This is a genomic window from Ectobacillus sp. OTK, assembly GCF_059698935.1.
Genome location: NZ_AP048547.1, coordinates 2,502,594 through 2,524,631 on the forward strand (window position 1 = coordinate 2,502,594; position 22,038 = coordinate 2,524,631).

At 40.1% G+C, this 22,038-nt stretch carries 21 protein-coding genes; 16 read left to right on the top strand and 5 right to left on the bottom strand.

The window, feature by feature from the left end; all coding sequences use genetic code 11:
* Positions 1-5 precede the first annotated feature (5 nt).
* The 6 genes from ureE (at position 6) to AC6HZ4_RS12355 (ending at position 5,431) form a co-directional block, all read left to right on the top strand.
* Positions 6-452, top strand: coding sequence for an urease accessory protein UreE (gene ureE, locus AC6HZ4_RS12330; protein ID WP_497495312.1), 447 nt, complete (start codon positions 6-8; stop codon positions 450-452).
* The gene (locus AC6HZ4_RS12335) at positions 445-1,134 is read left to right on the top strand and encodes an urease accessory protein UreF (protein WP_497495314.1); all 690 of its coding nucleotides are present in this window, start codon (positions 445-447) and stop codon (positions 1,132-1,134) included. The genes ureE and AC6HZ4_RS12335 overlap by 8 nt, the downstream gene beginning before the upstream one ends.
* Positions 1,135-1,159: 25 nt before the next feature.
* Positions 1,160-1,768 carry an urease accessory protein UreG gene (gene ureG / locus AC6HZ4_RS12340; protein ID WP_497495316.1) on the top strand — a complete coding sequence of 203 codons (609 nt, stop codon included), beginning with the start codon at positions 1,160-1,162 and terminating at the stop codon, positions 1,766-1,768.
* Positions 1,769-1,770: 2 nt separating this feature from the next.
* Complete coding sequence (locus AC6HZ4_RS12345; RefSeq protein ID WP_497495318.1) at positions 1,771-2,586, top strand: urease accessory protein UreD; 816 nt, start codon at positions 1,771-1,773, stop codon at positions 2,584-2,586.
* A 22-nt stretch (positions 2,587-2,608) separates the two neighbouring features.
* The gene (locus AC6HZ4_RS12350; protein ID WP_497495319.1) at positions 2,609-3,226 is read left to right on the top strand and encodes a HupE/UreJ family protein; all 618 of its coding nucleotides are present in this window, start codon (positions 2,609-2,611) and stop codon (positions 3,224-3,226) included.
* Positions 3,227-3,730: 504 nt separating this feature from the next.
* Positions 3,731-5,431, top strand: a complete 1,701-nt coding sequence (locus tag AC6HZ4_RS12355) for a methyl-accepting chemotaxis protein (protein WP_497495321.1) — start codon at positions 3,731-3,733, stop codon at positions 5,429-5,431.
* Between the two features lie 499 nt (positions 5,432-5,930).
* Here the strand turns inward: AC6HZ4_RS12355 and AC6HZ4_RS12360 are convergent, their stop codons facing one another.
* A complete protein-coding gene (locus tag AC6HZ4_RS12360) occupies positions 5,931-6,395 on the bottom strand; it encodes an Hsp20/alpha crystallin family protein (RefSeq protein WP_497495322.1) in 465 nt (154 codons plus the stop codon).
* Positions 6,396-6,587: 192 nt separating this feature from the next.
* Between AC6HZ4_RS12360 and asnB the strand changes: the two genes are divergently transcribed.
* The 7 genes from asnB to AC6HZ4_RS12395 all read left to right on the top strand — a co-directional run bounded on the left by asnB (position 6,588) and on the right by AC6HZ4_RS12395 (position 14,320).
* Complete coding sequence (gene asnB / locus AC6HZ4_RS12365) at positions 6,588-8,489, top strand: asparagine synthase (glutamine-hydrolyzing) (protein ID WP_497495323.1); 1,902 nt, start codon at positions 6,588-6,590, stop codon at positions 8,487-8,489.
* Positions 8,490-8,585: 96 nt separating this feature from the next.
* A complete protein-coding gene (locus AC6HZ4_RS12370; RefSeq protein WP_497495324.1) occupies positions 8,586-9,056 on the top strand; it encodes a GNAT family N-acetyltransferase in 471 nt (156 codons plus the stop codon).
* A 13-nt stretch (positions 9,057-9,069) separates the two neighbouring features.
* Entirely contained in the window at positions 9,070-9,561 is a 492-nt protein-coding gene (locus AC6HZ4_RS12375) for a GNAT family N-acetyltransferase (RefSeq protein ID WP_497495325.1), read from the top strand.
* A 15-nt stretch (positions 9,562-9,576) separates the two neighbouring features.
* The gene (locus AC6HZ4_RS12380) at positions 9,577-9,894 is read left to right on the top strand and encodes a hypothetical protein (protein ID WP_497495327.1); all 318 of its coding nucleotides are present in this window, start codon (positions 9,577-9,579) and stop codon (positions 9,892-9,894) included.
* 160 nt (positions 9,895-10,054) lie between these two features.
* On the top strand, positions 10,055-10,312 hold the full coding sequence (locus AC6HZ4_RS12385; RefSeq protein ID WP_497495328.1) for a LemA domain protein: 258 nt from the start codon (positions 10,055-10,057) through the stop codon (positions 10,310-10,312).
* 362 nt (positions 10,313-10,674) lie between these two features.
* Positions 10,675-12,480, top strand: a complete 1,806-nt coding sequence (locus AC6HZ4_RS12390; protein WP_497495329.1) for a DUF8727 domain-containing protein — start codon at positions 10,675-10,677, stop codon at positions 12,478-12,480.
* Complete coding sequence (locus AC6HZ4_RS12395) at positions 12,464-14,320, top strand: hypothetical protein (protein WP_497495330.1); 1,857 nt, start codon at positions 12,464-12,466, stop codon at positions 14,318-14,320. The genes AC6HZ4_RS12390 and AC6HZ4_RS12395 overlap by 17 nt, the downstream gene beginning before the upstream one ends.
* A gap of 95 nt (positions 14,321-14,415) precedes the next feature.
* Here AC6HZ4_RS12395 and AC6HZ4_RS12400 read toward each other — a convergent pair whose 3' ends face one another.
* Positions 14,416-15,612: a hypothetical protein gene (locus AC6HZ4_RS12400; RefSeq protein ID WP_497495332.1), complete on the bottom strand. Its 1,197-nt coding sequence runs from the start codon at positions 15,610-15,612 to the stop codon at positions 14,416-14,418.
* A 335-nt stretch (positions 15,613-15,947) separates the two neighbouring features.
* Here AC6HZ4_RS12400 and AC6HZ4_RS12405 point away from each other — a divergent pair, with 335 nt between their 5' ends.
* Both AC6HZ4_RS12405 and hcp read left to right on the top strand, forming a co-directional pair.
* Entirely contained in the window at positions 15,948-16,553 is a 606-nt protein-coding gene (locus tag AC6HZ4_RS12405; RefSeq protein ID WP_497495333.1) for a hypothetical protein, read from the top strand.
* A gap of 138 nt (positions 16,554-16,691) precedes the next feature.
* A complete protein-coding gene (gene hcp / locus AC6HZ4_RS12410; protein WP_497495334.1) occupies positions 16,692-17,978 on the top strand; it encodes a hydroxylamine reductase in 1,287 nt (428 codons plus the stop codon).
* A gap of 113 nt (positions 17,979-18,091) precedes the next feature.
* On the opposite strand, the gene AC6HZ4_RS12415 is transcribed toward hcp, so the two are convergent.
* Together AC6HZ4_RS12415 and AC6HZ4_RS12420 are read right to left on the bottom strand one after the other, a co-directional pair.
* Positions 18,092-18,760 carry a GNAT family N-acetyltransferase gene (locus AC6HZ4_RS12415; RefSeq protein WP_497495691.1) on the bottom strand — a complete coding sequence of 223 codons (669 nt, stop codon included), beginning with the start codon at positions 18,758-18,760 and terminating at the stop codon, positions 18,092-18,094.
* Positions 18,761-19,137: 377 nt separating this feature from the next.
* Positions 19,138-19,683, bottom strand: a complete 546-nt coding sequence (locus AC6HZ4_RS12420; RefSeq protein WP_497495335.1) for a chromosome segregation protein — start codon at positions 19,681-19,683, stop codon at positions 19,138-19,140.
* Positions 19,684-20,076: 393 nt separating this feature from the next.
* On the opposite strand from AC6HZ4_RS12420, the gene AC6HZ4_RS12425 reads away from it, so the two are divergent.
* On the top strand, positions 20,077-21,429 hold the full coding sequence (locus AC6HZ4_RS12425; RefSeq protein WP_497495336.1) for a hemolysin family protein: 1,353 nt from the start codon (positions 20,077-20,079) through the stop codon (positions 21,427-21,429).
* 56 nt (positions 21,430-21,485) lie between these two features.
* On the opposite strand, the gene AC6HZ4_RS12430 is transcribed toward AC6HZ4_RS12425, so the two are convergent.
* Complete coding sequence (locus tag AC6HZ4_RS12430) at positions 21,486-21,881, bottom strand: YueI family protein (protein ID WP_497495692.1); 396 nt, start codon at positions 21,879-21,881, stop codon at positions 21,486-21,488.
* Positions 21,882-22,038 lie beyond the last annotated feature (157 nt).

Sequence of the window (22,038 nt, forward strand, 5' to 3'; positions counted from 1 at the left end):
ATTGTATGATTATCGAACGTATTGTTGGAAACATTGACACGGCAGAGAAGCTTGCTCCTCATAAGGAAAAGGTATACATGGAGAGCAGTGATCTTGTGAAACGAATTCAGCGCGTTACAACCGATCATGGAAAAGAGATTGGGATTCGCTTGAAGGACGCAAAGGAGCTGCAAGATGGAGACATTTTATATCAAGACGAAAAGAACATGATTGTGATCAGCGTGCTGGCGGATGATTTGCTTGTCATCTCACCAACCTCGCTGCAACAAATGGGAGAAATCGCTCACCAACTCGGCAATCGTCACCTGCCGGCGCAGTTTGAAGAAGGAGAAATGCTTGTGCAGTATGATTATCTTGTAGAGGAGCTATTGCAGCAGCTTACCATTCCATATCGTCGGGAGGAGAGAAAGGTGAGACAGGCGTTCCGGCACATTGGGCATAAGCATGATTAACAGACTGCTGTCCTTGCTGCAGCTGTGTGACTCGAATTTCCCGTCAGGTGCGTTCTCGCATTCCTTTGGATTAGAGACGTACATATATGAACAAGGGATCCACAATACAAAAACATTTCAGGATGCGCTTCATACGTATATTGACACGCAGGTTACATATACAGATGGATTGGCATGCCGTCTTGCTTATGAGTATATAAGAAATGGAAATATAGAAAAATTGTGGGAGCTTGATACCTTGCTGTCTGCGCTCGCACTTGCGAGGGAGACGAGAGAGGGCAACCGCCGGATTGGAGAGCGGATGGTAAAGCTTTGTAGTGCATTATACTCAGATTCTTTTTTTCTTTCTGAGTACGAGAAGCGCATGAGAAAGAAAGAAGCCTACGGCCATTCTGCAATTGCATTTGCGCTTGTTTCGTATCATCTGGAAATTAACCAAAGAGAAACAATCGCAGCATATGTATACTCGGTTGTACAATCGCTGGTTCAAAACGCGGTTCGAGCTATTCCGCTTGGTCAAACGGATGGACAAAGGCTGCTGCTGTTTATGCATCCTCTTATAAACCAGGCTGTAGAGATGATTGAAAAAGCCGATCCAGAAGAGCTCGGTATGATGTCACCGGGGCTTGAGATTGCTCAGATGAGACATGAACATTTACCTGTCAGACTGTTCATGTCATAACGATAGATAAGAAAGGATGAGAGAGATGGAACCAGTACGAATTGGTGTAGGCGGGCCTGTAGGCGCCGGTAAAACAATGCTTGTAGAAAAGCTGACAAGAGCGATGCATAAGGAGCACAGCATGGCCGTTGTAACAAACGATATTTATACGAAGGAGGATGCGATGTTTTTAATGAAAAACGGTATCCTTCCAGAGGATCGCATTATTGGTGTTGAAACAGGAGGATGCCCGCATACTGCGATTCGCGAGGATGCGTCTATGAACTTTGCCGCAATTGATGAATTAAAGGAACGCCACTCTGATTTAGAGATTATTTTTGTAGAGAGCGGTGGTGATAATTTAGCTGCGACGTTTAGCCCGGAGCTTGTGGATTTTTCCATTTATATTATCGATGTTGCGCAAGGGGAGAAAATTCCTCGAAAGGGTGGACAAGGGATGATTAAATCCGATTTATTCATTATTAATAAAATCGACCTTGCACCTTATGTCGGCGCTAGCTTAGAGGTAATGGAACGCGATACGAGAGCAGCACGCGGAAATAAGCCATTTTTCTTTACGAATCTAAAGGACGAAACAGGATTGAACGAGGTAGTCGAGTGGGTTAAAAAACAAACATTGCTTGTAGGACTGTAAATATGGAACAAACTGGTTCTCTGTATTTAGAAGCGGTCCAAAAGGACGGGCAGACCATCATTTCTGATTGTTGGTTCGAAGGGGCGTTTAAAGTGACGCGGCCTATATACCTTGACTTCTCTCACCCTACGATTTACTGCATTCATGTAGGGGGCGGGTATGTAAACGGCGATTCCTATAAGACTAGCATTTCCTTAAAGGAGGATGCAAGACTGACGGTCACAACGCAGGCTTCTACAAAGGTATATCGAACACCAGACAAGCCGGTTCGGCAGATGACTTCCATCTTCTTAAAGAAAGGAAGTATACTCGAATTTTTGCCTGACCCTCTTATCGCGTATGAAAACTCTCGATTTGTGCAGGAAACGACGGTGCATATGGAGAGCGGGGCAACTCTTTTATATAGCGATATTATTACGCCGGGTTGGTCCACAACAGGGGAACCCTTCCAATATGATTGGGTTCGTTCCAAGCTTAAAATCTATGAGGATGAAAAGCTTCAAGTATATGATCATCTCTTTTTACAGCCTAACGGTCATGATATGTCTTCCTTTATGCAAATGGAAGGCTATACGCATTTCGGATCATGGGTCCTCATTTCCCCATTTGTTACCGAGCAATGGGTGAAGGTACTAGAGGAAATATTGAAGACTTGCAGCAGTGAGGTAAGAATTGGATGGTCTTCTTTGAAAACAAGTGGTGTTGTTGTTCGTGTACTCGCTTATCATACGCAGGTAATTGAACGCATGTTTCAAGCATGTACGGATCTAGTGAGAAGTCAATGGCAGCAGGTGCCGCTTGATTTAAGAAAGTATTAGGGAAACACAGGAGGATTGGTACATGAGTGGCGGTTTTTTATCTATATTGGCATTAGGATTTATATTAGGAGTAAAGCATGCAACTGAGCCGGATCATATCATTGCTGTTTCAACCATTGCAAGTCGAACAAGAAAGCTATCGCGTTCCTCTATGACAGGAGTATTTTGGGGGCTTGGTCATAGTGCAACGCTTTTGGCGGTCGGTATGATTGTGATTGGCTTAAAGCAGCAAATTCCTGAACAGGCCGCTGCATTGCTAGAATTTTTTGTTGGAATTATGCTGGTATATCTAGGTGTCAATGGATTTCGTCTAGGCAAACAACAAAGAGTGTATGAGCACGAAGGAATGAAGCATTTTCATGCAAAGTCGTTTGCGATTGGCTCCATTCACGGATTAGCCGGAAGTGCGGCGATGGTCTTGTTAACTTTAACATCAGCGGACACGACAGCAGAAGCCTTTCAGTTTATTCTAATTTTTGGAGTAGGAACAATCGCCGGCATGCTTTTATTTACAACGGCTCTTGGGCTGCCATTTATATGGACTGCTGCTCGCCGTTCGGTACAATCTTCTGTTGCGACGATGTCATCTGTGCTTAGCATGCTATACGGCCTGTATTATATGTATAGTATTGCATTCTAGAGGGAGCAGCCTTGATATATCAAGCTTTTTAAGCAGTAATTCACATTTTTGATGCTAATTTAATGCCGAAACTTCTAAATGAGCCATTTTCAAAGAGGCTTCTCATAAGTTCATTGAACTTTTGAGAAGTCTCTTTTTTATGGTCTTTCGTGTTTACATAATAACATTTACAAAGTTGATAGTTTGTTTATAAGCGAGGTATGTTTGCAACGAAATTCCTGTATGTATATGTATATATCCTTTCATGCAAAATGAAGAAACTAGAAGGAATGATGATATAAAAGATATTAAATAATGTACTGAAATTGCTTTACCTATCAAAATAGGAATTAACAGAAGTATTGGTAGGCAGTCATTCTTCATAAATAGTAGAAATATCGATGAAGACAGAGCCGATAATGGAATAAATTGTTTTGTAAAGAATCTGTTAACATTTATAATTCCTAATTACCATATGTTAATATATATGTATAATTAATATTCTGATTTTTTGAGAGGTGGATTATGAAGGTGAAATGGGGCATTAAACAACGAATTTCTACATTAATAGGCTTAGCTGCAATTGGATTGATCATAGGTTTAGCCTGCATGTTATATGCGAGTAAAATAAGTTCAACATCTTATAAGCGGATGGATCATGGACGTCAAGCACAGATTTTGATGAAAAATTTTAATTATTTGTTGGCCGGGCTTTCTAACGATGAACGCGGCTATCTTGTTACGGGGGATTCAGAGTATCTTCAGGAAATTGATAAAAAGAAGCAAGAAGCAGAAGATGTATTGCGGATGATTCCGTCCCTTAATGATGATCCAGGCTTAAAAGAAAAGCTTAAAACTGTACAAAACTCGTTAACTGCTTATATGGATGCATACGAGAATATGGTTGAGGCCTATAAGGCGGGGAAGATAGATACGGCTAAGAAAATTCATTTCGAACAACAACGCAGCATACGAAAGCAAACTTTATATCCGGCTATCGAGCAGTTAACACAGTATGTTGATAAAGATGTACAGGTTTGGCAAAATCAACTAGCACAGCAGCAACAAAAGATGTTAAAAGTTCAGCTGATTGTAACTGGAGTGGTCATTGTTTTCATTATCGCTCTTGGATTTGTTCTTATTCGTTCGATCATGCGTCCTTTGACACTCTTAAACGCACAGATTACACAATTATCTAGCGGAAAAGGTGACCTGACAAAGGAGCTCGAGATACACTCTCAGGATGAGCTTGCAACAGTCGTAATGTCCTTTAATAGCTTCTTGCAAACATTACGTCAATTAATTAGTCGAGTACAAGAAGCTACTTCCCACGTATTAAAATCAGCTAATACATTTTCAACAACTTCTCAAGAAATCGCAGCAGGCGGACAAGCAATTTATGCGCATATGCAGCAGTTGGCTCAACAAGCAAATGTACAGAAAGCTCGTTCCCAAATGAGCGCTGCAGCGATAGAGCAAACTGTAGCGAGTTTACAGACAGTTGCTGAAAGCTCTCAAAGTGTGGCACAAGCAGCGCAAACAGCAACAGTAAGCAGTCAGACTGGAACCGAATTGATGGAAGCTACAGTTGACCAAATGAGAAGGATTCATGAAAGTATTGACTACACAGCTCAATGTGTAAGTGTTCTGGAAACTCATTCACAACAGATTACGGAAATTACACATGCAATCCGGGATATAGCGGAACAGACTAACCTTTTAGCCCTAAATGCAAGTATTGAAGCGGCACGTGCAGGAGAGAGCGGTCGCGGCTTTGCAGTAGTTGCTAATGAAGTGAAAAAATTAGCTGAGCAAGCTACAGGGTCGGCGGACGATATTTCTCGTCTTATTGCAAATGTACAGCGGGACACACAAGATGCGGTTCGTTCTATTGATATAACAAGAGCAGCGGTTACAAAAGGTGTAGATTTGACAAAGGAGACGAGCATAAATTTTGAAAGCATTCGTGCTGAGATGAATCATATTCATCAAACAGTTGCTAATATCTCAATGGCTTTACATGAGATGAATAGTGGTGCTACAGATGTAGCTGCTTCCATACAAGATATTGCTGTTGCGTCCTCAGAGGTCTCTTTCATTTCTGATGAGATTGCTGCTGCATCCAATCAGCAAGTACAAACGTTAGAAACAGGGGATCAAGCCGTACACTCATTACAGCAACAAATCGAAGGACTTCAACAAGTAGTAAGACAGTTTAAAGTATAAGTATATATTTGGCAGGAGCTGTCCCAAAAGCCTCTTGAAATAAAAGTAATCCTAACCCGCAAAGACTTTAAAATTGTCTGCGGGGGTTTTTGTATTTATTTCGATTTTCTTCCTGAAGCAGGCGGTTGCGTTCCGCCTGCTTCAGGAAGTTATGGGCTATAGAACGGCTCCTTTCAGAGCAGTTTTTCATATGAAGTGTTCGAGATAGCTGTATGAGCTTGCCCGCTCTATGTGCTTTTAGTTTTAGCATCGGATGACAGTTCCTATATAACCGGAAAAACGGATGGCCAAATAGATTGCGACGTGAGGGGGGATTACGAAAGACCGTTAGAACAGTAAGGAGATTGTGTTAGCGTACAAAAGGGAACCTTAAGCATTGAAGCGCTTTTAGGGTTCCCTTTTTAGAAGAAAAGTGTCTCCTAGCAAGGAGATTTTGATAGCTTGGGCAGTATATTACGCATTATATATGCAGTCCCTTTCTGGGAGAGTTAATATTTGTTTATTCGATCGATAAAATATCGTTTGTGTATGGTGCTCGTGGTGCACGGATTTCTAAAACCCCATTTTGATAAGATGCTTTTGTATTTTTCTTGTTAATATGGTACGGCAGCTTGATGAGACGAGTAGCTTCTGTGAGGGAGCGTTCACGGCGGTAATAGCTATCGGTATCGTTTTGTTCCTCCTCTAGCACATCATCTTTTACGGAAATACGTAAATAATCACCTTGTATTTCTACAACAATTTGATTTTTGTTTATGCCCGGCAACTCAGCTTGAATCACAAGAAAATCGCCCGATTCATATAAATCGACAGGAAATGTTAGCAGCCGATTTCCCTTTTGAAGCAAATGGTTCATTTCCGCTATGAGACCTCGTAAAGGAGTTTGCTCAAAAAAGCTGTCAATTTGCTTTAAGTAATTTTTTACTTGAGAACGATTGAGCTCATTTTTGTTATTTTCGCTCATTATCATAACCTCCCTAAAATGACTCTGCAATATCATATGATACATTTGCCCAAAGGTGATGCTGTCCTGGGAATGAAAACGCTTTTATCATACTTTTTCTCGCAGTCTTGTCATTCTTATGCTAGTATTAATAAGGTCAATGTGGCAGTATAGAAAAAATAATGGAAATTGAAAGAAAGAAGGGTAAGAGCTATGTGCGGTTTTGTAGGTTGTTTGTACGAGAAACCTAAAGCACTTTCCAACGAAGAAATTACGCAGTTTGAAAATATGAATACGATAATTTATCACCGCGGTCCGGATGATGAGGGATATTTCCGCGATGAATACGTGCAATTTGGCTTTCGGCGTTTGAGCATCATTGATTTAGAAGCGAGTCATCAACCGTTAACATATGAAAATGAGCGATACGTCATTATTTTTAATGGGGAAATTTACAATTATTTAGAACTGCGGGAAATGCTTCTTGAAAAAGGTGCAACATTCGCTACACACGGTGATACAGAGGTTATTATTGCGCTGTATGCACATATGAAAGAAAAGTGTGTGGATTATTTACGAGGCATGTATGCATTTATGATTTGGGATCGCGAAGAGAAGGTGCTCTTTGGTGCGCGTGATCATTTTGGCATCAAGCCGCTTCATTTTGCCGAGGATGGGGATGCAGTATATTTCGCTTCGGAGAAGAAGAGCATTTTACACGCGCTTCACAATAAGGGTGTGAATCCGACGTCGCTGCAGCATTATTTTACGTATCAATACGGTCCTGAGCCAGAAACGCTCACCGTCGATGTTCGTAAGGTTGAACCTGGTCATTATTTTGTAAAGAAGCCGGGAAAACCTATTTCTTTCCATCAATATTGGAAGCCGCATTTTAAGGCATCTCATGTGACGAAGGATGAGCATATCCAAAAAATTCGTGATGTTCTGTATAATTCGGTTCAAGTACATATGCGCAGCGATGTACCGGTTGGCTCCTTTTTGTCAGGGGGAATCGATTCTTCTATTATCGCATCAATCGCGAAGGAGTTTAACCCGAACCTGCTAACATTTTCGGTTGGATTCGAGCGCGAGGGCTTTAGTGAAGTAGATGTAGCGAAGGAAACAGCAGAAAAGCTGCAGGTAAAAAATTATAGCGTTAATGTAACACCGGAAGAGTATATGAAGGAATTCCCAAAAATTATCTGGCATATGGATGATCCGCTTGCGGATCCGGCAGCTGTTCCTTTATATTTTGTTGCTAGGGAAGCTCGTAAACATGTAACAGTTGTGCTTTCGGGAGAAGGCTCTGATGAATTGTTTGGCGGTTATAATATTTATCGCGAACCAAATTCCTTAAAGCTGTTTTCCTACATTCCAGAACCAGGAAAACGTGTGCTCAAGGCGCTAAGTGGAGCTCTTCAGGAAGGCTTTAAAGGAAAAAGCTTTCTGGAACGTGGCTGTACGCCAATCGAACAACGCTATTACGGAAATGCCAAAATTTTTACAGAAGCTGAGAAACAGCAATTGATGAAGAATTACAATAGTGCGATTAGCTATTTAGACATTACAAAGCCATTGTATAATGAAATCCGCACGTATGATGATGTAAGTAAAATGCAGTATATTGATATGTTCACATGGCTGCGCGGCGATATCTTATTGAAGGCGGACAAAATGACGATGGCGCATTCCCTTGAGCTCCGCGTTCCGTTTCTTGATAAAGAAGTATTTGCCGTTGCTGCGGAAATTCCGACTGAGCTTAAAATTGCCGACGGCACAACGAAGGCTATTTTGCGCGAGGCAGTAAAGGGAATTGTACCAGATCACGTACTAGGTCGTAAAAAGCTTGGCTTCCCTGTTCCAATTCGTCATTGGTTGAAAAATGAGATGTATGATTGGGCTGTTGCGATTATAAAAAATAGCGAAACGGAACACCTAATTGATAAGCAATATGTATTAGACTTGCTAGAAGCACATTGCGCTGGCAAAGGCGATTACAGCCGTAAAATTTGGACGGTTCTTACCTTTATGGTATGGCATCAAATTTTTATTGAGCATAAATATAATACAGAAGCATTTCATAAAGCAACCGTACAGGCTTATGCCAGAGTATGAAAAAAAACCTTAAAGCGGCCTGCTGCTTTAAGGTTTTTTTCATAAATACTTGTCCGCGTAATACATTTATATTATGAGAAAGCTTGGAGAGATGATATGTTCACACTGGAACGCGTTACGGAAGCTTATTTAGATGTAATGAGAGAAATCATTCATTCTAATCCTACCTATAACGAATGGGAAAACGGGGAACCTGCGTGTACGGATGAAGACTTGCAAAAGCAGTTTTTTCGTCTGGTTCCCAATCATGATGTATATTTCATTAAAGCAGACGACACTTATATCGGTTTGCTTGATTATATGGAAAGTTCTAAAAGAGACGGGTATGCTTGGATTAATTTACTTATGATTCACGGCGCTTATCAGGGATATGGATATGGAACAAATGCGTACTTTTTAATTGAAGGCATGTTCAAAGAAAAAGGGATAACGGGTCTAGGGATTGGCATCCTGAAGCAAAATAAAAAAGCGAGACGGTTTTGGGAAGGACTCGGGTTTGTGTTTTCGGGAGAAAAGCAAACCTCTAAAGGGATCACAATCGATTGCTTTGAAAAACAATTGTCGTAACGGAGGAAAACTAATGAATATTCGCTGCGCTGTACTAGAAGATGTACCAGGTATTTTAGACATTTATAATGATGCTATTTTGAACACAACAGCTACCTTTGACTTGCAGGAGCAAACGCTGGAGGAAAGACAAGCATGGTTTCAGAAATATGGAGACACCTATCCACTTCTTGTAGCAGAAGAAAACGGACATGTACTCGGTTATTGCTCACTTTCTGCGTTTCGTGAGAAAGAGGCGTACAAATCGACGGCTGAAATTTCCGTTTATGTACATAAAGATGCGCGCGGCAAAGGAATTGCTCGTAAACTTATGCAAACAATTCTCGACTTGGCACCAGAAAAAGATTTTCACATGATTGTTGCGGGCATTACAAAAGGAAATGATATTAGCATTAGGCTTCATGAGGATTTTGGCTTTACCTTCGCCGGCTGTCTCCGTGAAGCCGGCTATAAGTTCAACGAATGGCAGGATGTGCTCTTTTATCAGCTTATTTTAAAATCTTAAAGAAAAGGCAGGGGTATGATGTCAGCTGTATGGGGGATTGTAAGTGCTGTTGTTTGTTTAGTTTTATGCGAAGCGATTGGCTTTATAGTCATGAAGCGGCTTAGCAAAAAAGGAGTGCCTTATGAAATACCGCATATTCCAGTACTTCTTCTAACCTTCTCAGCACTATATGGTATTGAAAAAGTTGCTTTATTTTCTCCAACTTTACGAGTCATTGTTCAATTTGGGATGCTTTACTGTATGATTGCAGCTGGCGTATTACTCCTGCTAGCTTTTATCCGGCAGGTTCATTATCAATCCTATATATTTATTTTAAACTGGTTAAAAAGATAGATAAACCGCCTGTTTTTTTGGGAACAGACGGTTTTTTATATGGTAAAAAATTGCTCTAGATGCAGCAGGAATATAAATAATGCAGCAGAATACTATTATATAAGCAGAAAGCTTCTGATTAGGCTTATTTTGTATACATTTGGTCCGGGGGGTTGGAGATATGGAGGAGAAATTGCGTCGTATCCAAGGTTTAGCAGAAGAGATTGTAGAAACATTGCTGCAGGAAGCCTTTTTTGACCAAAATACACAAATGCGTCATTCGGTGGAGCATCTCGCTAATACAGTGGCCGCTCTTGCCAAAATCCAGTTGAACGAAGATGAAAATATTGAAGACACTCTTCGTTATACCGTGACCAAAATGCGCATTGCGCGCAATGCAATGGAGAAGGAAAAGCAGCATAAGAGCATAAGAGCATAAGAGAACTTGTATAACACCTGATCACACATCAGGTGTTTTTATTTTAGATTAGAAAGTATAACTTTCGGGTGTTGTCCAGCTCTAACGCCCAGCCTCTCGCAGTTCAATAACCTTTACCGCAAAAGAAAAAAATACCTTTCATGGTGAAGAACACACGGAAAGCTTTTATGAATTTGCTTTTCCAGAACCGTACGTTTTGTGCGCTGTTTGTTTATCTGTCCTCGCTAAGCGGGTTGCTTATTCTTATAGCTGAGGAAAGTTTAATTTTGAGAGTGTGAAGCATGTGAGTATGTGGAGTTTCATTCTAGTTTTTCAAAAGCATTCATACAATGATAAAAGCATTGAAAAAGGAGGGCAAAAACGTGAAGCTCCAGCAAGCTCTTCATCCAAGTTTGGTGAAGCGATTGCAGCATATGATGTTCATCGGTATCGTAATGCCTCGAGAGGCAGACAATCCCCGCTTTTTCGTAAAGTGTTTATCGCCAATTCCCAAGGCTATTTCTGAGGCATTGCTAGAGCAAAGTGTGCTGTTTGAGGGACTATCCACTATAAAGCGTAATGAGAAGCTGTTATCTCTCCTGACAAAAGAAATGGAACAGCAACATGTAGCTATTTTTCATCTTCGGTATTTTAACGGTTCCTTGTATGCTGAATTGCTGCAGGTGAAGGCGGAAAAACCGTGTGACTCTTATCGCATTATCCCAATCCCCTATTTAGAAGCCGGTCAAACGAGAGAAGTTCTTGAAAAAAAGCTCGCAAAGGGATATGTGTCGTTTGCGCTTAGAAAGCATCCGAGCGACTTTGGAGCACCTGAGCTTTTAATGTATGAAGGTCGATTATACGGAAACTTATCCTTAAAGTCATCTATTAGTTCTATTATGTATTCGGAACAAAAACGGGAGGTATTATACTGTGATGTAATCGATTGGCAAGGTGAAAATGATATTCTTATTGAGAATCATTTATATTTTGTAAGCGAACAAACATATAACCTACTAAAAAGACAGCTTGCGGAAACGGGAGAAAAATTGATTGCGTCGGATTCACCTCCAATCAGTGAAAGACAAAAGGGACACAAGAAAGAAATCGCATTTTTGCAGTATGTTAAAATGCAGGCGCTGCAAAGGAAGCTATACGTTGAGGATACTGATTTATACAACCTCCACATTTGTTTAAAAACCAGTCCTATTACGATTGTTGCAGGTATGTCCGGGATTGGAAAATCACAAATTGTGAAGCTGTACGCAGAAGCGCTTGGTTTGCAATATGGGAAAGAACTTGTTTGGATTCCAATTTCCTCTTCTTTTCAAGAGCCGCAGGATTTGCTTGGCTATCTTCATCCGAACGGGGGTTATATGGAGAGTGATTCAGGCTTAGTAAGTGCATTGTTAGAAGCGCAAAAAAATCCTGAGAAGCTGTATATGATTGTCTTTGATGAGATGAACATGTCACATATTGAACATTGGTTTACCCCGTTTTTATCATTGTTAGAGCTGCGCGAAGAGGAACGATTGCTCTCTTTATACGCAGGAGAGCAGAAGGGAGAAATTCCGCCATTTATCAAAATTGGTTCAAATCTTCTTTTTATTGGTACAGTTAATTTTGATGAAACGACGAAGGAATTATCTGATCGACTTCTTGATCGTGTCCCTGTTGTGGTTTTTCGGAAGATACCTTTTCGAGAGGCCGCTTTGATGAGGGAACAACCGCTCACAAAGGGACGCATACTCTCTGTTTCAGCATTAGAGTACTGTAAGCAGTGGAGGAAGGAAGAAGACGTATTTTCTGTATTTTCTGAGGAAGAGCTTGAAATTCTTGATGCTCTGCATGCAGCGCTGCAAGCGCACGACCCATCGAAAGGACTCTCGTTTCGGGTTGTGGCAGCAATTGCAAACTATATAGCTAACATTCCAAAGGATGAAGATGGAACTCCTCTTATTAGCAGAGAGGAGGCATTTGATTTACAGCTGAAGCAGCGAGTTTTTACTAAGCTGCGGGGTATAGAAGCTGTAATCGGCCCGCTTCTTACAGAGGATAGCAGGAAAGGGAATTCGCTTCTTATTCTTTTTCAATCTCCGCTTGCAAAGGAAGTATCAGCATTTACTCATAGCATTTCCTTTTTAAAAGAAAAAGCAAGAGAGCTGGAGCTGTATGGCTATGTTCGATAACGGGACAGATATTATTGACACCGGTGAAAAGCTTTCGTTTGTACTGCAGCTTATGGTTGGGGGAGGGGAAAAGGGAGATGTCATTTTTCTTGACCGGCTTTGCGAATCACCGCGTTTTATTTCGCGGTGCATCTATGAAGTACAAGAGCTGAAGCCAATTCGCCTTTCTATCCAAAACAGCAAAGAAAAGGTTATGTTTACTTGGAATAAAGTATATGAGGGGAAAAAAGGAGAAAAGGAATGGAAATATGAGATTGGACCCGAAAAAACGACTGTTTTAATTTATGAACATGGAAAGACAGACTATCTATATCCGTGGCGTTGTGGTATGTATCATTTTGAAGTGATGGTTGCAGGAAATTGTTATTATGGCGCCTTTCATATTACACCCAAAAATTTTTCTGACGATGGAATGCGGCTTATTCAGGAGAAGGTCATGTCTATTTTGAGCAGCCTTATTGTGGATCGAGGTCATTATAAAAAAACCTTTTCTTCGCTTGCTGAGATTGAGGATCATTCCTATATGCAAACAATACGCTGGCTTTCCCAGCATACAGCGCGAATTAAGCAGCTATATGCACAAATTGAACACGAAGTACAGTATGGAAAGGAATATCGAACAGAGCAGCGTATACGCAAACAAACAAAGTATACTGCTCGAAAAAGTGCTTTACTTGCAGAACGAGGAGAAGTGAAAAACTGCAACCTCCGCTTTTTTGAAGATCGCAATAGTGCATCAAACCGCTATATGAAGAGAAAGTTGAAGGAATTCGAGAAGCTTGTACATCAACTGCTCCATTTTTTACAGGATCATTTAGAGAAACTCGGGAGATTGGAAGAGAGCAGTAAACGAGAAAAGCAGGCCATTCAAACAATTTTGCAGGCAATTGAAAAAAACGGTTCTGTCACAGATCGAGATAAACAAAAGTATCGAAATATGAATCTTTTAAAGGATACAGATATGAGAAAAGTATTGATGAAGCGTCAGGAGTACAAGGTTTTATATGAAATTGTTCGGGGTATGCATCGTGAGTTGTCGGCATCCCTTCATTCTCGTTTTTGGAGCGGAATTTCTGATGAAGGAGTAGCGAGAGTACCGGATACTTTGACTCCTCCTCGGCGTCAGTTGCTGAAGATTTTAGAAACAGTCTATAGAAAAAGCAGTACTCACACGAATGAACTAACCTTTTTATTTGTGCATAAACCGACATTTCTGATATATGAATATTATTCATATTTTGCTATTATCTCTATTTTGGAGGAAATCGGATTTCGGCCTATTGCTCCTGTCCGCGAACAGATTCAATCATATTTTTACCTTGATGGCCTGCAAGATGGAACAACCGTAGTACTAGAATTAGGGGATGTAACGCTCCATGTTGTTTTTAATGAGCTAATTGAGACTCATCCAATCGTTGCTTTAAGTAAGGGGAGCAATTTTTATAATGGAGAGGATACAAAAAAACCAGACATTCGCATTGATTATTACAGGACAGAACATGGTGTCAAGCGTTATCAATCTTCTATTATTGTGGAAGTTAAATACAGCCCGATGTATAATATTTTTCAGCCTGTGGGAAACACAAAGGCTACAGAACAAATGTATAAGTATTGGTCAATTAAATATGTAGAAGAGCAGGATGGAAAGCGTGTGTTTCAACGACGTGCTATTTATGAAGTTATATGCGTGTATCCGGGAAGTCAAGTGCATGCAAAAAAAATTGAAGCCGGCTGCGGTATATTTCTACAATTCTATCCACACAAGACTAAACAACGAGGGGAATTTCTCGTTGGAAAAGGGGAATGTATTCGTTTGTTTCGTGACTGGTTGCAGCTATAATCTGGTAAATTGAAGATGGATGATCTTATTCATGAAGGTTACAGTATAAAAAACAAAGCATGATTGATTATGCAACCATGCTTTGTTTCAAACTTTTAATTCTCCTGAGTCCCCGTTTGGAATGAAGTTGGCTCGTCACGAAACAGTTCAAGAATCATACGAATCATTACATTTTTTTGTATTTCAAATACGGCAGCGGAGTCTTTGACAGCTTTCCCGAAGTTGTCAAATAAGGAGTGCAGCATCAGCGTTTGAAATGTATTGGCATAGACTCCTTCTTTTAGTCGAATGAATTCCATTTCTCCAACTTTATTTTCACTATGAACGGCGTGGATTCCTAATGAACGGAGAATTTTTGTTTTAATCCAAGCTAGCTCTATATGCAATTGCATAAGTAATGGTTGTACCGTTGCATCTTCAGTATGTGCGAGCGGTGTGATAGCATTATAAAGCTGATAGAAGCGGCGGAAATATTCAATTACATCCTTATTTTCATATACATTTGGAAGAAGCGGTGCATATTCTTCTTTTGTATGTTGAATCGGGTTCATTAATACTGTGTTTTCAGATTTCATACCGTTGTCCTCCCGCTCTTCACGATAAGTAAGCTGCGTTTCTTGGTGACTATTTTCAGTTAGTCCATGTTTACTTAAAGTGTCTTGTACTAATAATGTGGAACATGTGTCTATGCCCTCATTTTCTGGATTGGAATCATCTGCTTCAATAAGAGTGATGGCGTCATGCCTGTTTAAAGGAGCCGAGGCATGAGCTTCTATAGGCTTAACAAGCCATTGTGCTTTGTCAGTCCCCTCTTCAAGATGAAATTCTGCAATCATGCAATACATATCGTCAAGTAAAGAGTGAAGTGCCTTCCGTTCTCCTGGTGATACAGGATAGTTTTTTTGCAACTGTTCCGCGAGTTGTTGCACATGGGAGAACTCATTCTTACATTCTTGAACGATGGCAGTTTGATGCGGCTGAATAGATTTTATTTTCCATTTTAATTCGCGGTAGAGATAATGCCATTTATCCCAGTCGTCCTTCTCTGTTTCAGTAATCGTTCTAACGAATCGGAGGCGATGCGGTTGTAAACCTAATGTTTCAAAACACCCATAGCGCTCTACTTCTTTGTCAAGCCTTTGCATACGCTCGTCCATTTTCACAAGCATGTTTGATTCCATTAGTACATCAGCACCTTGGTGACCAATAAAATAGCATTCCAGCCACTTTTCTTGCTTAGCGCGTATTACATAAACTCCATACGCATAATAAGTTGTTAATGTATATGTCACAGTGATCTCTCCCCGAATGCAATTGAAGAATTTCTAGACGTAGATAACCAGCCTTGCTTTTTGGGTGAGAAGGATACTACGATTTAAGCAATAATATAGTGAGGCAGTACGTCAGTGTCAAATAATTGTATTTTTCTTTATATATGAATGTAAAAAGTATATCTTGAAAGTAAAAATCTATCAATAATAGAATTAAAATTTCATAAAATAGCTAGCTTTTTCATTGCAATTTATAGTTTAAGTTATATATGATAGGTTATGAAAACGCTAACAAGGATAAATATGGATGTAATATAGGGCATAGATTAATGTAGAGAAGAGGAAGGTGGAAAAATATGTTTCGGCATGTTCAAACGAAAAGGGAGCATTTTGTGTTTGAGCAATTGTGGGGAGATTTTTGTGAGGAGCGCAATTTGATGTTTGTTGAACGAAACTTAAATCCGTCTCGTTACTTACTTATCGGTGAGGGAGAGCGCTATATTGGTACAGTAGAGTGTGCTCGTTACAAAAAGCCTGAAGAGTCTAATTCTGAATTTTTTTATCCATTCTCGCAGAATAGGCTCGTTACAGAGTTGAATAAAAAAAGGGTATTTGAGATTGGGAAACTTAGTATTTCCAAACACTTTCGGGGAATGGGGCACTTTAAGCGGCTTGCGGTTATTTTATTTATTCACGCGCTTGAACAAAAGGTAGATTGGTATATTGCAGTTGTGACAAAACGAATGTACATGTATTTACGTTCACTTGGTTTTCAAATTGAACCAATCGATGAACCGTTCCCGTTCCATGAAACATTAATGGGGGTTCCTGTTCGCCTGCATGCTTGGCAAGGAATGAAGTATTTATATTCTTTGAAGGAATTTCGAGATGTGATTCATGCAACACCGCAAGCGCAGCAACTGATACAGGAGAGTGAAAAAAGAATTATGCTAACGTATTGAGCATTTGCTCAACAAACAAGAAATTTGTTCACTTGTTTGTAACGAAATAACGCACATTCCTGTGACTTCCATCACAGTTTCTTTAGCTGTTTTCCTCTATTCTAAAGATGTTAAGATGAATAGAGAGGAGCTGGAATTATGTTTTGTCACCAGTGTGAACAAACGCCAACAGGTGGATGTAAGATAATAGGAGTTTGCGGCAAAGATGAAACAATTGCAAGCTTACAGGATATACTTGTATTTGGCTTAAAAGGAATTGCTGCTTATCGTACACATGCAGCGCAGCTCGGATATACAGATGAATTTGTTGATGCAACGACGCATGAAGCTTTATATATGACACTTACCAATTCAAACTTTAATGAGCAAGAGCATATTGACATGGCAATGAAGGTTGGACAGTCGGCGATTCGCGTGATGGAATTGCTTGATAAAGCTCATACAGATCGCTTTGGTATTCCTGAACCTGTAAAAATTACGCAAAATAAGGTAGAAGGAAAAGCTATTGTTGTGACCGGGCATAACTTGTTTGCGTTAGAGGAGTTGTTAAAGCAAACAGAGGGTAAAGGAATTAATATTTATACGCATTCCGAAATGCTCCCGGCACATGGGTATCCGCAACTGAAAAAATATGAGCATTTAAAGGGAAATATCGGTAAGGCGTGGTATGATCAGCGCCGTTTATTTGAGAAGTTCCCAGGGGCTATTTTGGCGACAACAAATTGTGTAATGCCGATTAAAGGGACATATGCAGACCGTTTCTTTTCTTATGATCTAGCAGGATTAGAAGGCGTGCGTAAAATTGAAAATGACGATTTTACGCCGTTGATTGAAAAAGCGTTGGAATTGCCAGAGGCAAACATGGAATCAGATGAGAAATTACTCACAGGGTTCCATCATGAAACAGTATTATCCATTGCCCCTGAGATTGTAGAGGCGGTAAAAGAAGGGAAAATTCATCGTTTCTTCGTAATTGCTGGCTGTGACGCTCCTGGCAAGGGGGGAGAGTATTATCGCGAGCTTGCGACATCGCTTCCGCCAGAAGCTGTTATTTTAACAACATCATGCGGCAAGTTCCGTTTTAATGATGTGGATTATGGTGTTGTACCAGGCACAAACATTCCGCGTTACATTGATTTAGGACAGTGCAATAACTCGGTTTCAACAATCAAAATTGCCGGGGCTTTGGCTCAGGCGTTCAATTGCGAAGTAAATGATCTTCCAGTTAGTATTGTTCTATCATGGTTTGAACAAAAAGCGGTCGCTATTTTGCTTGGTTTATTTAGTCTCGGCATTCAAGATATCCGTATCGGGCCGAAAGCGCCGGAGTTTATTTCTCCAGGCGTACTAGAGGTTTTACAAGAATCCTTTAATCTGCAACTGATTACAACGGCAGCGGAAGATATGGCTGCTATGCTGGCATAAAACGAAGCCCCAGAAAAATCATTCTGGGGCTTTGTTGCTTTCCTTAGAACACTATGTAAAGACGCATCATGCTCAAATATGATATTTGCAGGTCTTTTCCTAAAAGTTAGTTTTTATATTGAGAAAAATGGATTGCGCCACTCCATAATGGCTCCATAATTTTGTGATTCCTCATCTTCAAGATAGTTTTGTGCTATTCCGACCGGAGTCCGGCCGCAGTGAAGTAAAAATGTAATAACAGGATCGTATAATTCTCCTTTTACAACCTGTTGTAAATATTGTTCTGGTGTTAGTTCGTTTGCGACTTTATGATAACCTGGCATACGACCACCGCCCGCAAGACGCTCTAAATTAAGGTGTAATACAACGTCATACATGGCCTGCATAAGATGCTTTCCAAGCTTGAGTTTTCGGAAGGAAGGACGAATGCAAATATCGACTACATAGAGCGAATTTCCATTTGGATTATGGTTACGGATATAGCCATTATCCGTAATTTCTGCCCATGTATGATGGGTGTCATGACGATCTAACTGCACGATAAGTCCTGTCATAGAGCCTGCAAGTGTACCATTTATTTCTATGCAAAGGGCACCCTGTGGGAAGCGCGTGACATGCTCTGTTAGCTGTTCTTTGTTCCACCATAATTCGGATGGAAAAGGCGGTGGAAAACTCTCACTTTGAATAGCGATAAGCTCATCAAAATCTTCCTTTATGTAATTTCGAATGACTGCTTGTACAAATCCTTTTTCGCTGGGAAGATAAAATTGTTTTCGATACATCATCTCACCTATCCTTTTTGGCCGCCCTAGTATTTGCCGCGCTGGTCTTCCTTTTAGCGTACGTTTACTAGAGCGAATGATATTATTTGACGCAATCAAAATAAAAAGCAGCTATATTTCAAAAGCTTCCAAGAGTGGTCAATGGAGTATATTGTGCTGAGGGGGCCGATAGGCCTTACACAGCTTACAAGCTATAAAACATGTATGGAAGGTAAAGAAGGGCTCATAGCTTTTGAAAGGTAGATACTTCTATTGTAGCAAGTAAAGAAAAGGATGCAAGTAACATGCTTTAAATTTCATGTAGCGAATAAAAAAGAAAAAGGTGCTCGCACAAAGAAGAAGGAGGATCCTTTTCTTTGGAGCTGCACCTAATATCACTATAATCCAAATATGTTAAAAATCACATTTCGTCGCTTTGGTTTATTGGCGGAGTATTCAGGTATGACAGCTAGGGGCTGCTTTCGTGTCTCCAACTGCTGCAACGCAGCTTCGAGCCTTTCCACCTTTTTCTGTAATTCCTCAATTTCATTTCGGTGCTGCAACAGCTGATATTGTACAACACTGTCAGCTTTTTGACGTAGGCGTTCTTCGTTTTGAAGGAGACGGTGGTCCATTTCATCTAATTGTTTCTTTAATACATGAACATAGTCCGGCGTACTGGAGGAAATCTCTTGCTTATTTACTGAATGGAACTGCTCGCGAGTACTGGAGGAAACCTGGCTTTCTTGGAAAGGGCTAACTGTTGCCGCAGTTTCCTGACTGGCAGAATAGTTCGCCATAATTTTTTGTACATCTTCTTCATTGAACACGTAATGACCAAATTTGTTCTTTTTTATTTCCAAATTCAATTGTTGAACAATTCGCATTACAACCTTCGAACTGACACCCATTTTCTCTGCAATCATCGGAGTTTTATATTCCATTTTGACACCCTCCTTGATTTTCTTGTTATATTTGTTTTCGCTCGAAATAATACGTTCCCTTCTTGTGTGACAAAAGAAGTGTTGAATCGGCAAAGAAAGAAAAAAACGCCTAAAAGACGTAAAGGGGATGCAGTGATTGTAGGGAAATGACGAAAGTTGCTGGTAACATAGCTGAAAATACGATCCTTTCTTTATTTGACGAAGAGTGTAACTTTCGGTATGATAAAAGGAAATATCTGTATTTATTCATGCATATAGTGTATAAACATCGAAATAGAAATTGTGCAATATACGAGCTTTATAGAAGCAAGTTTCCTTCTTTTACTATGTTCATATAAATTAAATTGTAGGAGGTGGCTTCCTCACTTACAAAGCTAAGTGGGGAAAACGTATTTGGACATATTAAATATAAGTATGCTTGCGGTTTTAATTGCCGGGACTGCATTTTTTGTCGCAGCTGAATTTGCTATCGTGAAAGTACGGGGCTCTCGCATTGATTTTTTAGTGGCAGAGGGAAACCGACGGGCTCTAGCTGCGAAAATGGTACTATCGAATTTGGATAAGTATTTACCGGTTTGCCAGTTAGGTATTACTACAACTGCCTTAGGGCTTGGATGGTTAGGTGAACCCGCCGTGAAACGGCTGCTCGAGTCGATTTTTACGAGATTAGAGGTGCCTCCCTCATTCATCTCTGTGCTGTCGGTAGTTCTATCGTTTACCATCATTACCTTTTTGCATGTTGTAGTTGGAGAGCTGGTACCGAAAACATTTGCAGTTCAGAAAGCTGAAGTCATTATCTTGGCAGTAGCAAAGCCGCTCATACTATTTTACCGAATGGTGTATCCTTTTATCTGGCTGTTAAATCGGTCTGTGCAAGGCATTACGCGCTTGTTTGGTTTAAATCCAGAGGCTGATTATGAAGGAGCACACTCGGAAGAAGAATTAAGAATGCTTGTTTCTGAAAGCTATAGGAATGGAGAGATTAATCAGTCGGAATATAAGTATGTAAACAAAATTTTTGAGTTTGACGACCGTTTGGCAAAGGAGATTATGGTGCCGCGTACTGAGATGGTGACCATCGAAAAAGAGCAGCAGCTTAGGGATGTAATGAGAATGATGTCGACCGAAAAATATACGCGCTATCCTATTATTGACGGCGATAAGGACCATGTCATCGGGATGATTAACTTTAAGGATGTGTTTACGGATTTCCCTAAAGGAAACGAAAGGAGCGTACAGCAATACGTTCGGCCGATTATTCAGGTTATTGAGTCCATTCCAATCTGCGATTTATTTTTAAAAATGCAAAAAGAAAGAACACATATGGCCATTCTTGTTGACGAATATGGGGGTACATCTGGGTTAGTAACTATTGAAGACATACTTGAGGAAATTGTGGGAGAAATCCAAGATGAATTTGATACAGATGAGCAGCCTGAAATTCAGCATATCAATGATTACCGGACAATCGTGGAAGGAAAAGTGCTTGTTGCAGAAGTAAACGAATTGTTTGGTCTTGCCATTAATGATAGTGATGTAGATACAATCGGGGGTTGGATTTTGACTGAATATTTCAATATTAGGCAAGGGGATAGTATTCAGATTGATGTATATACATTCTGCGTGCTGCAAATGGATGGTCATTCCATTAAACAAATAGAGATTACAAAGCAGCCATCCTCATTTTCTCCGCAGCAACCGCAGGCTGTAAAACTAATTAGACAGATGGGTTCATCACCTCTGTGATAAACAGGGGTTTTTCCTTTGTTACGGCCTATACTAACGATAGCATTGAAATGAAGCTAATGCTTCATTTCCTGCTGGAATGCCTTATCTTGTATAAAAATTTCTTCTTTATCTACAGATGTTTTGTGAGCAAGTAATAAGCCTATTGAGGTTTCTTTTTCCTCATTTTGTACAATCATAAAGGGCGTTTTATACTGATTTGCCAACTTTATGTATTTAGAAAGATGGAGGTAAGCAATGTCGCCGTTGAGAAGCATTTCCAAACCTGGCGTGGTTTTTAAGGTGTTCTCGACTTGTGAATATATATCGGAAGCTATGACCTGTCCGGTCGTAAGAGCTAGTTCAATTCGTTCCCGAAATGTACCTAAAAACATACCTCGTTCTTCGCGTTTAATTTCTTTTGTCCCGTAGATTCCTTCTTGTATATAATCATCAACACTCTTTGGAGTCATCATGTTCACTCTCCTTTATGATAAATGCTTTTGTATGTTTAACAAAAAAGATTCTATTTATGTATATGAAAATATAGTAATTAATAATAAAATATTAAACTTTATATAGAGATTGCAGAGGTCTTAACGAACTGTTATTTTTATGATAGTATTCAAA